General features: G+C 68.5%; 13 protein-coding genes. 12 read left to right on the top strand and 1 reads right to left on the bottom strand.

Annotation, left to right across the window (positions count from 1 at the left end):
- Positions 1–234: 234 nt before the first annotated feature.
- The 8 genes from O7617_RS23000 (at position 235) to O7617_RS22965 (ending at position 7,810) form a co-directional block, all read left to right on the top strand.
- Positions 235–987, top strand: coding sequence for a hypothetical protein (locus O7617_RS23000; RefSeq protein WP_282258066.1), 753 nt, complete (start codon positions 235–237; stop codon positions 985–987).
- 425 nt (positions 988–1,412) lie between these two features.
- On the top strand, positions 1,413–2,930 hold the full coding sequence (locus O7617_RS22995; protein ID WP_282258065.1) for a hypothetical protein: 1,518 nt from the start codon (positions 1,413–1,415) through the stop codon (positions 2,928–2,930).
- Positions 2,931–3,089: 159 nt separating this feature from the next.
- Positions 3,090–3,743, top strand: coding sequence for a hypothetical protein (locus O7617_RS22990; RefSeq protein WP_282258064.1), 654 nt, complete (start codon positions 3,090–3,092; stop codon positions 3,741–3,743).
- Between the two features lie 83 nt (positions 3,744–3,826).
- Entirely contained in the window at positions 3,827–4,342 is a 516-nt protein-coding gene (locus O7617_RS22985; RefSeq protein WP_282258063.1) for a hypothetical protein, read from the top strand.
- 495 nt (positions 4,343–4,837) lie between these two features.
- Positions 4,838–5,482: a GGDEF domain-containing protein gene (locus O7617_RS22980; protein WP_282258062.1), complete on the top strand. Its 645-nt coding sequence runs from the start codon at positions 4,838–4,840 to the stop codon at positions 5,480–5,482.
- A gap of 145 nt (positions 5,483–5,627) precedes the next feature.
- Entirely contained in the window at positions 5,628–6,071 is a 444-nt protein-coding gene (locus O7617_RS22975; protein WP_282258061.1) for a hypothetical protein, read from the top strand.
- A gap of 124 nt (positions 6,072–6,195) precedes the next feature.
- Positions 6,196–6,891, top strand: coding sequence for a hypothetical protein (locus O7617_RS22970; RefSeq protein ID WP_282258059.1), 696 nt, complete (start codon positions 6,196–6,198; stop codon positions 6,889–6,891).
- A 241-nt stretch (positions 6,892–7,132) separates the two neighbouring features.
- Positions 7,133–7,810: a hypothetical protein gene (locus O7617_RS22965; RefSeq protein WP_282258058.1), complete on the top strand. Its 678-nt coding sequence runs from the start codon at positions 7,133–7,135 to the stop codon at positions 7,808–7,810.
- Between the two features lie 62 nt (positions 7,811–7,872).
- On the opposite strand, the gene O7617_RS22960 is transcribed toward O7617_RS22965, so the two are convergent.
- Positions 7,873–8,289 carry a hypothetical protein gene (locus O7617_RS22960; RefSeq protein ID WP_282258057.1) on the bottom strand — a complete coding sequence of 139 codons (417 nt, stop codon included), beginning with the start codon at positions 8,287–8,289 and terminating at the stop codon, positions 7,873–7,875.
- 236 nt (positions 8,290–8,525) lie between these two features.
- Here O7617_RS22960 and mobF point away from each other — a divergent pair, with 236 nt between their 5' ends.
- The 4 genes from mobF to O7617_RS22940 all read left to right on the top strand — a co-directional run bounded on the left by mobF (position 8,526) and on the right by O7617_RS22940 (position 15,571).
- On the top strand, positions 8,526–12,788 hold the full coding sequence (gene mobF, locus O7617_RS22955; protein WP_282258056.1) for a MobF family relaxase: 4,263 nt from the start codon (positions 8,526–8,528) through the stop codon (positions 12,786–12,788).
- Positions 12,788–13,855 carry a hypothetical protein gene (locus O7617_RS22950; RefSeq protein WP_282258055.1) on the top strand — a complete coding sequence of 356 codons (1,068 nt, stop codon included), beginning with the start codon at positions 12,788–12,790 and terminating at the stop codon, positions 13,853–13,855. The genes mobF and O7617_RS22950 overlap by 1 nt, the downstream gene beginning before the upstream one ends.
- A 91-nt stretch (positions 13,856–13,946) precedes the next feature.
- Positions 13,947–14,540: a hypothetical protein gene (locus tag O7617_RS22945; protein ID WP_282258054.1), complete on the top strand. Its 594-nt coding sequence runs from the start codon at positions 13,947–13,949 to the stop codon at positions 14,538–14,540.
- Between the two features lie 197 nt (positions 14,541–14,737).
- Positions 14,738–15,571 carry a TIGR02391 family protein gene (locus O7617_RS22940; RefSeq protein ID WP_282258053.1) on the top strand — a complete coding sequence of 278 codons (834 nt, stop codon included), beginning with the start codon at positions 14,738–14,740 and terminating at the stop codon, positions 15,569–15,571.
- Positions 15,572–15,895: the final 324 nt, after the last annotated feature.

Here is a 15,895-nt window from a genome sequence, read left to right as displayed (position 1 = left end):
CCGCCGCACGTCGGCGGGCAGGGCAACGGCCGGGGGGTTAGTTTGGCGAACTCCCCCCGGCCGCCTGGTGCCGACGCCACACAGGCCCCCAAAGGCCCATACGCCGAACACGTGCCGCCCATCCTACGACACCCGCCACCGTCCACCGGAGCAGGAAAAGTGATCAACGCACGCGTCGGGCGGCTCGCGCAGCCCCTACGGCGACCCAACCGGCCGATACGGCATCATCGGCGCATGGCCACCCGCAATCCCGACGACAGCAGCCGCGTAGGCCGCGCCGAGGCCGCAGCGATGCTTGGCATCTCGCTTAGCCACCTGGACCGGCTCTACGGCGAGCGGGCCACCAACGGCTTCCCCGAACGCGTCGACGGCACCAAATGGCTCACCGAAAGCATCACCTCCTACCAGCTGCCGCGAGATCGGGCCCGACGCGCCGCGAGCGCCGCCGTAGACCGCAGCGGCGATCCGGACGAGCTCGTGAACAGCACCACCGTCGCGCGCATGCTCGGCTACCAAAGCGCCGATTCACTGCGAGGAGAAAACCGAATCTGGCCGCTCCTACTTGAACGCGTGGACGACGAATCCCTCACGGCCACCGGCCGTAAGCGCCGGCGTTGGAAGCGCCGCACCGTGTGGGACATCGCCGACAGCCGCACCGGGCAAGGCGCACCCCACACCGGTCGCCCTCGCGCCACACCCCAGGGCCACCCCGACCGCTCCGGTGATCCCGATGAACTCGTCGGCGCCCCGAGGCCGCACGCGTCCTCGGATACAACAGCCCAAACGCCCTGCCCGACGACGTGCTTCGCCAAGCCGACGAAGACAACGTCGGCCCCAGAGGCCGCCACCGCCGCAGATGGAAGCGCGCGACGCTGTGGGCGATCCTTGATCAAGCAGAGCAGCGCCGGTAGCTGTCCCACTAGAACTCGAATCCGCCAACACCCACGCGACTCGTCGGGTGCTGCCGGGTTTCAGGCCCGGTCCTAGCGGACCGGAAACCGGAAGCGGCCTGCGGCCGCACTGCTCAAAACCCCTTCTCCTTCGGTGGGGGCCGAACAGGCTAGCGACGTGCTCGCTCCGGTCAAGTCCGGCCGCGGCTCGCAAAACATCATGCACACCCCGCATGATCTTTTACTCGAAACCCCGCGCCCGGACTTGACCTCCACTGTGCGCGCCACGGGTCGAGTGAACTCGCCCCCACCGCCGGAAGAAGTGGGGGGACGCACCACGGCCGCACCACGCACGGTGGTCGGCGTACCCGCCGGCACCCACTTTCCAAGATCATAAAATCCGATGTCCGAACAGGCCAAACAGGGTAGCCACGGAACGCAAGAGCGGGTAAAGTAATAGTTGTTCGGAGGGGACGGCGAACCCCCACCGCACACCACACAAACCCCCAACCAAGGAGACGCATGGGTATCCATGACCGCCCCCTGCCGATGGCTGACCGGTACGGGTGCAGAATCTGCGGCCGATCCCTAACTGCCGTTACCACCAGGGACGAGGTGTTTTTCCTCCATCCCGGCCGCAGCTTCGAGGACCACGATCCGGACCCCGTCCCGCTCGCGCAACTTGCCAATTGGCAGCCCGTTTGTGACTTCTGCTCCGCACCGCATCCCGTGGCAACCTTCGCCTTCGAAAACGTCGACCTATCGGTATCAACGGGCCGCGCCGACGCGCAGTTGCACAACTTCGGCAACAAGTGGGACGCGTGCGAGACGTGCGCGCGCCTGGTCGAAAAGCGGAACCCCGAAGGTCTCACCCAACGCGCCTACAAGCGCTTTAGCCGCCGAGACGGAACCATTTCGGTGCAAGTCCTGCGCTCCATGCACCGGGCGTTGTTCACCGCGACACCCATCACGCCCGCCCGGCAGCCGATGACAGCGGCCGACAGCACCACTCATCGCGGCAGCACCGGCAGCGCCGACACGGTCCCCGCTCCTGAGGTTCGATCGCTCCGCCCGCAGATGCTGCCCAAGGTGCGAGACAGGCTCGTGCGCTTTTGGCGGAACGCCGGCCCGGCGCACCTACTTGACGCGCTCGCCCGAGGCGAGACGTACAAGGTCCCCGGACACATGCTGCCTGGCGCTCCCCTGGACGCGCCAGCCGTCATCGTCGACCGCCACAATCCCGAACTGCTGCGGCAGCATTGCGCCCTCATGGCCAACCACGCCGAGAACGCGCGCATCTTCTGGATCGACCCCGACTTCACCGCCCTGGCCGCGCACGCGGCACGCGACCTCCCCGACGTTCGCATCGAGCAGATCGAGATGCCCGCCCCTGACGGACTGCTCATCTGGCACACGCCCGTATACCAGCCCACCGAGCCGATTACCGGCCTCGTGGTGCCGGTCGTCGCCGCACAATGGGGGCCGGTCCCCGGTGGCCTCTGGGTCACGTTCTACGGCCCCGCCGACGGCCTCATGCAAGGCCAGCGGCTCACCGAGCCCGAATTGCAGAAGTTCCGCGAAGATATCGGCTGGCTAGTCCCCGTGAGCACCGGCGTAGGGCTGCGTTTCGGGCAGCCCTACGCGCCCGCCAGCGAACAGACCCGCCTCATGCTGTGCTCCCTGATCGCCACGTGGATCCTCACCACACAGCCCGACGCGGAGATCACCGACGAGCCCGCCGACAAGGCGACCCGCAAGGCGTACCAACGCGCCAACCGACCCGCCCCACTCGTACGACTCGTGCGACTGCGCCGCAAGCAGCAGGCACGACGCGACACCACCGACGACACACCAACGCGCGTCTACACCCACCGATGGTGGGTCAAAGGGTTCTACCGGGAACAGCCCTACGGACCCGGCCGCGCACTACGCCGCCGCACCTACGTACGCCCCCACATCAAGGGGCCGGACGACGCGCCGCTCATCCTGAACCAACAGGTACACGTGCTCGGCAACCCCAGGAACCAGAACGAGCAGTGACAGCGCCCGGGGGAGTCGCCGCACGCGACTCCCCCGCTCGCCCCACTCTTGTCAGGCTTCCCAAGTAGACAACCTACACGGAACCGGGTATAGTAATAGTTGTTCGGGTGGGACGGCGAACCCCACCAGGACAACCACCAAACCCCAAGGAGATTTCTCGTGAGTAGGCATCAGCTCGACGCCCTCCCCGACCGGGACGGCTACATCGCGGTTGTGGGGTGGGATCGCCCGCTACGCAGCTACTTCGCCCAGGTGATCAATGAGGGCGAGCTGAACGAGGACAACCCCGACTACATGCCGCTGTGGCTCGGGGTGGAAACGCGCATCACCGACCCTGCCACCATCATCGAGGCAGTGCGCCCTTACGCCGTCATCCCCGACACCCTGCGCGCCGACCTTGAGGCGGATCGCGTCTGGGAGGGAACCCGAGAGCAGCCGGGATCGGCACACACGCTGCCAGCGATTCCCGGACCGGCCCCGCTCGAAGCGACGGGCACCCTGATTTACCTAAGCGGCGGCGGAACCCCGGCAAGCTGCGACCTTCGGGTGTTTCGCACCGGCATCTTCTCGGTCGCGGTTGTCGTCACCACAACCAACCCCGGGCGGACGCGGGCCACGGACGACGCCGCCACGATCCACGCCCTGCTACTCATCACCTTCAGCGGGCAACACGTCGAGCACATCGAGCACACACCGGACGAGACCGGCGGGGTCTTTCACGCGTTCAGCGTCGCCTACGACGGCACCACGACCCGCACGGCGGTCCCGCTCGACAACATGTCGCGCCGCTTCGGCGCGGACATCACCGGATAGGCCGGGCGACGCCCACCCCCAGCCCATTCGTCGGTGCCGGCCGGGCACACCGGCCGGCACCACCACAGCCAGAAAGACTGCTCATGCCCGAGATCCCCATCCCCGTTCGGCTGCGACACCGCCCCACCGTCGGCGGCCTGGTCGTACCGTGGATCACCGTTCAGATGCCCGACGGCCGTTACCGCTTCGGAGCGATCGACGCCGCCCGGCTACAAGCCGCCTTCATCGACCAACTCTGCCAGATCTGCGGTGAGCAGATGGTCCGGCTGTGCGTCTTCGCCATGCGGACCATCGACTTTGAACGGCTCATCAGCACCGAACCCGCCATGCACCCCGAGTGCGCTCACTACAGCGTGACCGCGTGCCCCATGATCGCGGGCCACATGACCCACTACCGCGCCCAGGCGTCGGACGCCGCCACATCTGGCGGCGACCCGCACGGGGCTCGCCCCGGACACAGAGCCCACGAATGGCGCTTACTGTGGACGACCGGCTATCGCACGACTTTGGACCCCCGGACCCGGACCCCTGCGGCCGAAATACCCATTGAACTCTTGCAGCGGGTACAGCGGATCAGGCCGCCCGCCCCGGACCTGTAGCTAAGGTCGCCTGACGGCGGACCGCACTGGGCCGCCGTCGGGTGCTGCCGGGTTTCAGGCCCGGTCCTAGCGGACCGGAAACCGGAAGCGGCCTCCGGCCGCACTGCTCAAAACCCCTTCTCCTTCGGTGGGGGCCGAACAGGCTAGCGACGTGCTCGCTCCGGTCAAGTCCGGCCGCGGCTCGCAAAACATCATGCACACCCCGCATGATCTTTTACTCGAAACCCCGCGCCCGGACTTGACCTCCACTGTGCGCGCCACGGGTCGAGTGAACTCGCCCCCACCGCCGGAAGAAGTGGGGGGACGCACCACGGCCGCACCACGCACGGTGGTCGGCGTACCCGCCGGCACCCACTTTCCAAGATCATAAAATCCGATGTCCGAACAGGCCAAACAGGGTAGCCACGGAACGCAAGAGCGGGTAAAGTAATAGTTGTTCGGAGGGGACGGCGAACCCCCACCGCACACCACACAAACCCCCAACCAAGGAGACGCATGAGCACCGCATCCACGCTCCTGCTCGCAACCACCACCGCGTCGTGCATCGCGCTTCTCGCGCGCAACAGGAAGCTCCGCACCGATCTCGTCACCGCCCGCTACGAGGCCCACCACGACGCCCTGACCGGACTGCCGAACCGCCGCGCCCTGCTCCTGCACCTGGACTACCTGCTCGCCGACCGAACCCGCCCGGTAGCCGTGGCCCTTCTCGACCTCAACCGCTTCAAGGAGATCAACGACGAGCACGGCCACACCGCCGGGGACCTCGTGCTCTGCCGGGTAGCAGACACCCTGACAGCACTCAACCTCTCACGGGCAATGGTCGGGCGGATGGGAGGCGACGAGTTCATGATCATCACCGATGACGGCATGTACACCGCCCGAAACAACGCCGAGGCCGCCACCCGGGCGCTCGACGCGGCAACCGTCACTCTCGGCGCAACACAGTTCGGCTGCTATGCGAGCCTCGGGCTCGCCCTCGCGGACCACAACGACGTCACCGCCGTCGACCTGATCCGGCGGGCAGACGCCGCCATGTACGCAGCCAAGCGACGCGGCGGAGGCGTCAAGGAGTGGCACCAGAACATCGGCGCGACCGTCACGGCAACGCTCCCGATGCAACGCCGCCGCTACCGCTTCTAGCCCACCCCGGGTGGCCCGGAACCCTGGACAGTTCCGGGCCACCCAGATAGACACAACACCCGGAACCGGGTATAGTAATAGCTGTTCGACAGGGACGGCGAACCCCTAACGGACACCCACCAAACCCCATGCGAGGAGTCCCACGATGCCCACGCTGACTGCTCCCACCGTCGCGCTCCCGGCCCTTCCCGCCGACCCCCACACGCGACACGTCCTGAACCTGCTCGACGCGGCCCGCCGCCGCATGGCACAGGTCATCACCTTTCTGCAGCTGTGCGAGCACGCCCCAGCGTGGCCCACGACACCCACCCACAGCACCGCCGCCGCCATCGAACTACGCGCGGCCACCGTCGCCCTGATCAAGTACGCCCGCCGACACCACTGCGACGCCTGCAACGCCGGCCGAATGCGCGCCACGCTGCGACTGGCAGCCCTGCTGCTCGACCTGTGGCAGAACGGCAAGCACCACGTACAGCGCCCCGACGTGTACCCCGCCGGGCTCGTCAATCGCGCTGGACGGCTGTTCGGAGACACCTCCGTATGGGTCACCACCGGCGACCCCGGCCGCCTACTCGGCCAACACGTCTGACCCGCGCGGATCGCCCGGCCGCCGGCAAGGCGGCCGGGCCACCCCACCCCAGACGTCACCGACGCGCATCGAGCGCGCCACCGCCGGCTGCCGCACCCGCCCCTCACCCCACGTCGCATCGCCATTGGAAGGCAAAACCTTGAGTTCCCTCAGCCGCGCCGAACAGATCACCATCGCCCACGTCTGCCAGGACTGGGCCACCGCCTACGCCGCCGCCCCAGTGAACCTGCCCAAGAGCCTCACCGTTCGCTACCTCACCGACCACCACCTTCAAGCCCTCACCGCGCGCCACGGCCGAAAAATGATCTCGCAGGCCGTCGCCTCCCACCTCGACGCCCACCCCGAAGACCTCACCGCCCCCCGCATCAGCCACCGGGAACGCCGTACCCGCCAAGCCGAACGCGACGCCAACGCCGCCCGCTACCTGAAATGCGCCTACCACCACCACGTCGCCGCCGAGCCCTACGAAGCGCTTGCGCTCATCGACCGGGCGGAGCTGGCCTCACCCACCTATAAGGACTTCAGTCAGTACCGGCGAGCCGTACAGAAAAAGACGCCGCCCTTCTCCTGTACCGACCTCACCGGCACGAACCTGCGCCACCGCGCCCTGCTGCCACTGGCCAACCCACACCCCGGGCCGCCCGTCATGCACCACGGCATCCACATCGAAGAATGGGTCTACCCCGGGCGCCTCGTAATCGACGGCAATTGGCCCGCCGCCATCCCCGAGCACTGCACCGCCACCGACGACGAACTCACCGACTGGATCGCCAACAGAACGGTTCTCGTCTGCACCGGGTGCGGACTCGACTGCACCTAACCACAGCACCCGCAACGCTGGCCGGTCCGAATGGAACCCGGACCGGCCAGCCTCCCCCACTCACGACGCAACATCGCCAGAACGTCTACCAACGCAACGCCCGGCCTCCGACGAAGCAGCCGGGCCACCACACCCCAGACGTCACCGACGCGCATCGAGCGCGCCGCCGCCGGCTGCCGCACCCGTCACCCACTGCCGCACCCCGCAGCGCACACCCACGCACCACACGAGAGGCACCAGCATGAGACTGACCCGCCCCGAACTCGTCATCATCGCCCACACCTGCGACGACTGGGCACCCAACTACTTCCACAGCCCAATCCACGACGGCAAGGACGCGGCCGTCCGCTACATCGCCGACCACCACCTTGACGCATTGACCACCAAATACGGGCGGCCCAAAATCTGGGAAGCCGTTGCCGCTCACCTCGACGCCAACCCCGACACGCTTACCGCGCCACGCACCACCATCGCCGAACGGAGCGCCCGCGAAGACGCCCGCAATACCCGCGCAAACAACTACCTCAGCGCGGCACTGCACCACCACCAGGCCGCCGAGCCCTACGAAGCGCTCGCGCTCATCGACCGCGCGGAACTGGCATCGCCCACCTTCAAAGACTTCACCCAATACCGGCGAGCCGTCCACAAGAAGCTGCCACCCGCAATCCCGACCGACCTCACCGGCACCGGCCTACGCCACCGCGCCCTACTGCCACTGGCCGGCCCACACCCCGGGCCGCCCGTCAGGTACCACGGCAGCCAGACCAGGGGATGGGTTTACCCCGGCCACTTGGTCATCGAAGGTGACTGGCCCGCCGCCATCCCCGAACACTGCACCGCCACCGACGACAAACTCATGGAATGGGTAGGCGAAGGAACAGTTCTCGTCTGCACCGGATGCGGACTCGACTGGACCTAACCCACGGCACCCACAACGCCGGCCGGTTCGGGCTAGAGCCCGGACCGGCCAGCCCCACCAACTCAGGGCAGAGCGCCGCGCGAGACATCACCGGCGGAAGCCGGCCCGGCATTTCCGGGCACCGGGACAGCCATACGCCGACGACGAGGCACCACCTCGCCCAACTCATTGATCCGAGCCCTCACCGCAGCGCCATCCGCGCCACGCCGATACGCCCGCACCCGCGCCACGTCCACCCCGGTCAAGTCCGCCGCCAGGCCGTCATCGCGCAGCACCGTCGCCAGGACCGCCACCGCCAACCCGTGCGCCGCAGCAGCCGTCCCGACTTCCTGATCCAGCCGCGCGACGACCTCACGCCGACGCCGCTGCGCATCCTGCACCGCCCCGGCAGCCTGCTCGACCGCCCGCACCGCCCGCAGCTCCAACTCCTGCCGCCGCCGCAGCGCCAAGGTCGCGTCATTCCCCGTTTTACTCGCCATTCCCCGACCGTAGCGACCACTCCCGGCAGCTCACCAGATCACGCGCCACACCAATTCGTCTATTCGTTCGATGCTGGCCGCAGTTCATCATCTTCCCCGGCCAACCGTTCATCCTCAGCCACGCACTCTGCGGCCTGCCTAAACAGCTACCGCTTCGTTTCTTGCTCACTTACGGGGGACACACCCCCTTGCATTCTCCACCGCCGTTCGAATAGTTGATCTTTTACGGTCGAGTCATGTTGTCCGTCACGCGCATCTCGCCCGGCGACGGCTACCGCTACGTGATGGAGCAGGTGGCCGCTGGCCGCCATGACCTGCGACCACTGGGAGATGGAGGGCCAACGCCCTACTACGTCAACCACACCGCGCGGGGAGAGAGCCCCGGCTGGTGGGCCGGCGACGGCGCCGCCGTCCTTGGCGTCGCCGGCTGGGTCAACGAGCGGCAAATGCGGTACCTCATCGGCCAAGGACGTCACCCGCTCGCCGGTTATCGGCTCGGACAAAAATGGCGGATCTACACGCCGATGACCGACGAATACCGCGAGAAGGCCGTCCAGCGGGCGCTGGCGCACCTGCCCGCCGATGCCACAGTGGAGCAGCGCGACAAGGTATGGCACGACATCATGCACGCGCCCGAGCGGCGGGCCGTATCCGCATACGACGTCACCGTCTCCCCTGTTAAATCCGTATCGCTGCTGTGGGCGTTCGGCGACGACGCGGTCAAACAGGACGTCGTGGCCGCGCACCACGCCGGGGTGCGGTCGCTCCTCGATCACCTCCAGCGCCATGGTGCGTTCGCCCGCGCCGGCGCGGGCGGCGTCCGCCAACTCGACACTGCGGGGCTGGCGGCGCTGGTCTTCGACCACCGCATGAGCCGCGAGCGCGACCCGCAGCTGCACTCGCACGTCGTCGTCTCCAGCAAGGTCCAGACGGTCACCGCGGACGGCGACCCACAGTGGCTGGCCCTCGACGGCAAGGCCTTCTACCGCGCGACCACCGCAGGCCGCGTTGCCTACGAACGCGCGGTGGAAGTCGAACTTCACCGCCGCCTCGGGGTTAGCTTCGCCGCCCGTGATGACTCCGGGATCCGCGAGATCGTCGGTTTCAGCGAGGCGTCGCTGCGCCACTACGGCAAGCGGCGGGGCGCGATCACCGAGGAGATGAACCGCCGCACCGACAGACAAGCTCCGGCGACACGATCAGTGGCCGCGCAGTGGCGTCGCCGCGCGCAGGACGCGACGTTGCGGACCCGCCGCCCGCACAAGGGCGCCGAGTCCACCCACCAGGCCGTGCAGCGTTGGCAGGCCGAGGACCGCGCGACGCGACTCGACACCGCCGGGCAGGTACGCCTCGTCCTCACCGGCGCCGCCCGGGATAACACCGCCGTTACCGCGCGGCGGGTCGTTCGCCGCGCGTACCGGCTACATCCGGACGGCGTCGACGAAGCAGCGCTCCGTGCGGTCGCCGCGCAGCTCGGTGTCCCCGCCGCCGATCACGACCGCATCATCGACGCGGCCGTGCGCGCCGACGTGCGCCTCGCTCTCGCTCGCGCGGTGCGCAGCCTCGGTCGCGAGCGGGCCGTGTTCGGGCGCGAGCACCTCGAACTGGCCATCGGCCGAGTCCTCGATATCACCCCCGGCCAGTCACCACAGGCCGACTGGCAACGGGTGCAAACGCTCGCCGGCCAGGCGGTCGCCGAAGGTCTGGCCGGGCTGCGCGTTCTCACACCGCCAGCGCTCGTGCAGTGGGGGCCGAGCCTGCTGCGCGGCAGCGACCGGCACAGCGAATACACCCGTCACCGCGACCTGCAGATGACCACCCACACGGTCCTCGCCGCCGAGAAGGAAGTCCTCACCTACGCCGGCCGCCGCGGAGCCATCCCCGCACCAGCGGCAGCGATCACCTCCGCTACAGCGGCCCTGCGGTTGTCTCCTGAGCAGGAGGCGGCGCTGCGCTGGCTCGTCGGCGACGACCGGCGGGTCACCGGCGTCGTCGGGCCCGCCGGCACCGGTAAGACCTACCTGCAACGGGCCGTCGTCACCGCCGCCCGCGACAGCGGTGTGCCGGTGCTGGGCCTCACCGTCGGACAGTCCGCAGCCCAGCTGCTCGCCGACGCCACCGCCGCGCCCGGGCAGGTGCTGCGGACCGAGAACATCGCCCGGTGGCTGCACGCCCAACACCGGCCGCCACCCGGCACCAGCGCCGCAGACTGGCAGTTCCGCCGTGGGCAATGGGTCATCATCGACGAGGCATCACAGGTCTCCAGCCACGACCTCGCCCGCCTCGTCACCCACCTCGACAAGGTCAACGGGAAACTCATCCTCGTCGGTGACCCCGAGCAGATCTCCGCGATCGGGCCCGGCGGTTTGTTCCGCTACCTCGACGGCCTCGGCGCCACCACTCACCTCTCCCAGGTCCGCCGGTTCACCCAACCGTGGGAAGGGGAAGCGTCGCTGCGGCTGCGCGGCGGCGACCTCACCGTCCTCGCCGAATACGACCGCCGGGGCCGGATCGTCGGCGGTCACCGCCAGCACCTCATCGGCCAGATGCTCGACCGGTGGGCCGCCGACACCACCACCGAGCACCGCAGCGTGATGCTCGTCGAAACGGCCGATGAAGCCGCCGACATCGCCCGCCGGGCCCGCGACATCCTCATCCACGCCGGCCTCGTCCAGGCCGGGCCCACGGTGCGGCTGCGCGACGGCAACCACGCCAGCGTCGGCGACATCATCGTCACCCGCCGAAACGACCGGCGCATCAGCGCCGGCACCACCTACGTCGCGAACCGCGACCAGTGGCGCGTCGACGCCATCACCCGCGCCGGACAGGTGCAGGTCACCAACCTCCGCACCACCGCGACCGCACTGCTGCCCGCCGCGTACACCGCGCAGCACGTCCAGCTCGCCTACGCCCTCACCGTCGACTCCGTCGAAGGCCAGACCGTGCACACCGCCCGCGGGCTCGTCGACGACAACACCTCGCTAGCCCGCCTCTACGTCATGCTCACCCGCGGAACCACCCTCAATGAGGCGTACGTCGTCACCGACGACCACCCCCGCGAAGGCACCCCACCACAGCCGCCCACCGCCCGCGTCGCGGTCCTCGCCGACATCATGCGCCGCGCCACACCCGACCGCTCCGCCACCGAGACCGAACAGCACCTCTGGGCCGATGTCGACGCGCTGCACGCCTGGACGCCGATCTACGACGACCTGTCCGCCCGCGCCCGCATCCCCGAATACCTCGCCATCGTCCGGCAGATCAGCGGACGGCAGCTGGCCGAACGGCTCGCCCGGGACCTCGCGCTGCCCGCGCTGATCGCCCGCCTCACCACCCTGCGCGAAGCCGGCCACGACCCCACCGACGTGCTGCGCCGCGCCATCCGACCCCGCGAAATTAACTCCGCCGACGACATCGCCGCGGTGCTGTCCTGGCGCATCGACCGCATCATCGGCCGCGCCACCGCCGACCCCACCATCGCCACCACACCGGCCCTCGCCGCGACGTACACCGAGCGCATGCCCGCCGACCTCACCGGCGACATCGGAGACGCCCTGCGCCAGGTCGCCGGCATCTGCGACCGCCGCGTCCGCGCCCTGGCCGACCTCGCCGCCGAGCAGCAGCCCGCCTGGGCCCGCGCCCTGGGCGACGTCCCCGACGATCCAGCGGGCCGCGACCAGTGGCGTACCCGCGCTGAGGTCGTTGTCACCTACCGCGACCGGTACAAACTCACCAGCGCGCACCCCATCGGCCCCGAACCCTCCAGCGGTGACATCGCCCGGTGGAACGCCTGGCACCGCGCCCGCGTCGTTCTCGGCGCCGCCACCCTCGCCGGCCGCCTCACCACCACCGACGACCCAGAGCTCGCACGACTGATCACCGCGCAGCGCACCGCCGACGACGCGGCGCCGCCGTACGTCGCCGACCAGCTGCGCGACACGCACCTCACCCTCACCGACGTCGAGCAGCGCCACCACGACCTCGCGCTCCTCCTCACCGCCGTCGACGCCGCCGGCCAGCGCGCCACCGCCCACGCCCAACAGCTGCGCCCCCGCTGGTGGCAACGCGGGCCATCGCGCACCCGGATCCTCACCGCCCAACGCGAAACCCAACAGCGGATCGACGCCGCCACCGGCCGGGCCGCCAGTCTGCGCGCAACGCTGACCAGCCTGCGCGAGGTCATCGACCAGCGCCAGGCGCGGGTCACCGACCTCGAATCCCGGCACCGCACGTGGAGCCGCTGGTACACCAGCGCCCTGCCCACCCGCTACGCCGGACTCGCCGCCGCAGCCGAACAAGCCCGCCGCACCACGAGCCGCCGCACCACCCTGGCCGACGCCATCGCCACCACCACCGCGCGAGTCCGGGCCATCGACGAAACCCGGCCGCAGCCGCACACCACACCCATCACCGGGGGCCTACCCCAGCACGCCACCGCCGCCCGGGACCGCACCACCACCCGCGACCTGGGCACCACAGAAGGAGCGGAGATTGACTAATGGCCACTCACCCCACCGCGTTCGTCGACGAGTCCTGGTTCCAACAACGCAACTCACCTGGCGCCTACCTGATGGCCGCCGTCATCATCGACCACGACAGCGTTCCCGCAGCCGAGACCGCCGCGAAAGAAGCCGCCGGCATCCACGACGGCTACCACTCCTCCGTGCTGTACCACCGCGGACACGTCGGCGTGATCGAAGCGATGCTCGACGTCGTCGCAGACCACGCCGGATGGTCCGTCGTCTCCGCCCAAGTACCCATCGACCCCGGCAACAGGGCCGCCGTACCGAACAACCCACGCCACGTACACGCACACCTGGAAGGCCAACGCGAACACGCCCGACAACTCAGCATGGAACGTCTCCTGCGCCACCTCAACGGCCAACGAGTCCGCGACGTGTACCTCGAAACCAGGGGCAGTCCCGCAGAGTGGCGCGACGCTCGGGAAACCGGCAGCCGGCTGCCCAGCATCGACCGCAACGACATCCGGGCATACCGTCGGCTCCTCGACCAGGGAGCCATCAGCCATCGCATGCGACTCATCCACGTCGAAGGTCGCAACGACCCTGGACTCTGGATGGCTGACGCCGTCGCGTGGTCCGCAGGCCGCGCCATCCGCACCGACGAACCGCAATGGTGGAACCGGATAGCCGACGTCGCCACCATTCTCGAAGCGAGCACCGGCACTGAACTTCGCCTCAACGCGAGTGGGGCCGCTCCACCAGAAGGCGAACGCGACCCCCACAACCTGAGCCAAAGAGCCCAGACCATGTCCTCACCCGTATTGTACTCCGCTTCGCCAGCCGATCACCAGGTCGGCGCCATCCTCACAAGCCTCATGAACCAGGCCGAACACGCGCGAATGCCGTCTACGACTCAGCTCACCCGCGAAGTCCTCGGCTACGTGCAGCGGATCGCCGAACGTGTCGAGCGGTTGACCGAAACCGTCAACACCATCATCCCGCCACCGGCTGGCGAGGCAGCCCCACGGGGCGGAGCACCTCAACCCCGTAGCGCCGATCACGAGGACCCCAGCCCACAACACTCTCGCGAAGTCGATGATTAACGGCCGCTGCGGACCATGCCGAACGGATCGCTGACGGCTTGGTTCCCAGGCCGGGCCGATCCCGGGAGCTGGCGAGACTTACTCTGTCGTGATGAGGGTGATCATCAATCCGGACTGGCACCTAATCGGGGTCGTCGACATCACCGAACCGGGCTCCTACGAGATCCTCTTGCAGAACAACGGCGCGGGTGTCGGCGTCCGTCTGGTCGGTTCTGCAACAGACAAGCCGGACCCGATGGTCGTCGACGCCGAAGGAGTCGCGCATCCCTGCACCCCGTGTAGCTGCTGTGGCGACTGTGGTTGCGGCGGCAGTTACGGCGGACGGGCAACCTGCGTTCGCTGCAAGCAGTACGCCCGGTGGGCTGCCGAGACGCGACCGCTACTTGAACGATACCTGGAGGTAGTCGGCCGCATAGACGCCTTCGTTGAGACGAACGGCCGGACCCACATCGTGGGCTGCAGTTCCTTGAAGAACACTATCGACAACGCGGCGAGAGCTTTGGATGCGGGCTGCACCCACCGTCAGGAGTGGAACGCCCGAGTGCCAAAGGTCGTCGGTCCGAAGGCGCCCCGGCGCAGGCGCTGCGCGGTGTGCTGCCCTGACGTCGTCGTGCCGACCAGCGTAGGTCCCGTGCGTGGAGCAAAGGGGCAGTTTGTAGCACAGCAAGCGCCCCCAGCCGGCTGACCGCCGCGGTAGGTCCCGAGGCTCGCCAGCGCAGAAGGGACGGCGCGAGGAGACCGGAAGTACCGACCGAGAGCCGCTTGTTTGCGCGAAGGCCTCGCACCTCGGTCCACCGCGCGCTTCGCGGGCCAGCTGCTCGGAGCGCGCCACGTGGGCTGGCAATCCGGCTCGGATATGCGCGGACGACCATGATGGAGCCTATGCCGCCGAGGACACTGCACCCGTCGTGGCCGCCCGCTGTCATCGAGGGCGTCGCCGATGTCTTGGCCAGCACCGGTTGGCCGGGCCTAACCAACGGTGAGATCAACAAATTGCTGGCGATGCTCGACATTGCCGACCTTGAAGCGCCCAACAAGCGGACCCGGCTGTGGGCGGCGCTGCACAACCAGCAACTGCGTGATCGCGCCAGCAACTGCGTCATCCGGTTCATCACCGAAGCCATGGCACTCGGCCGACATCTACAGGACCAACCCCGCTTTGATGCGTTGCGTGATGGCCTCGCCGCACCGCTGTCATTGGTCGGGCTGCGCGTCAACGAGCAGGGCAAAGTAGCGCGCGCGGCCGGCACCGCCACAACGCTCAACGAGGTCGCCGAGCTGGCCGGAAGGCTGCGGGCCGAATTGCGCCGACGCGGCGTGCATACGCAGGTCGTGCGCTACTGCGAAGAGGAGTTGCTACGCCAGTCTCTCTTCCACGCCGTGTTCGAGGCAACCAAGGGCGTCAGCGACCGGCTTCGGCAGATGACCGGGCTCACTGCCGACGGCGCCGACTTGGTCGACCAGTGTTTTGGCTCCCGATCGGGGATACCCCTGGTTCAAATCAACGCTTACAGCACTGACTCGCAGGCCAGCGAGCACCGCGGATTCGCCAACCTGCTCAAAGGCACCTTCGGCATGTTCCGCAACCCGCCGGCGCACACCCCCCGGGCCACCGCTGGATGGGCACTGACCGAGCCGGACGCGCTGGACCTGTTCTCACTGCTGTCGCTGATCCATCGGCGCCTCGACAACGCGCAGATCACGCCTCGGCCCTGACCATGTCAACTCAACGGCGGCAGCCGGAATATCTTCTTTCTGCCTCCCGACGCACCTCTGGGCCGTGAACCGGCTTGACGGCCGGCTAAGCGCTGTCTCGTAATGACTGCCGCCTGTTCGATCAGATGCGAAGAGGCGATGGTTGGTGTCGCGTCCACGCAAGCCCTGCGGGCGTCCGGACCACCTTGCGAGTGATCCTGCGAGTGTCCGACTTACCTTGCGAGCGTGCGCCGAGGCCCATGGGTCGGGGTGGGTAGGCAGCCTGCTGCCCGGCATGTCGGGCGTGACCCGACTAGTTGGAAGCAACTACCGGGATTGGCGCTC

Origin of the sequence: Micromonospora sp. WMMD1155 (assembly GCF_029581275.1) — a bacterium.
Lineage (GTDB): Bacteria > Actinomycetota > Actinomycetes > Mycobacteriales > Micromonosporaceae > Micromonospora.
This window is presented reverse-complemented; position numbering and strand designations above follow the sequence as displayed.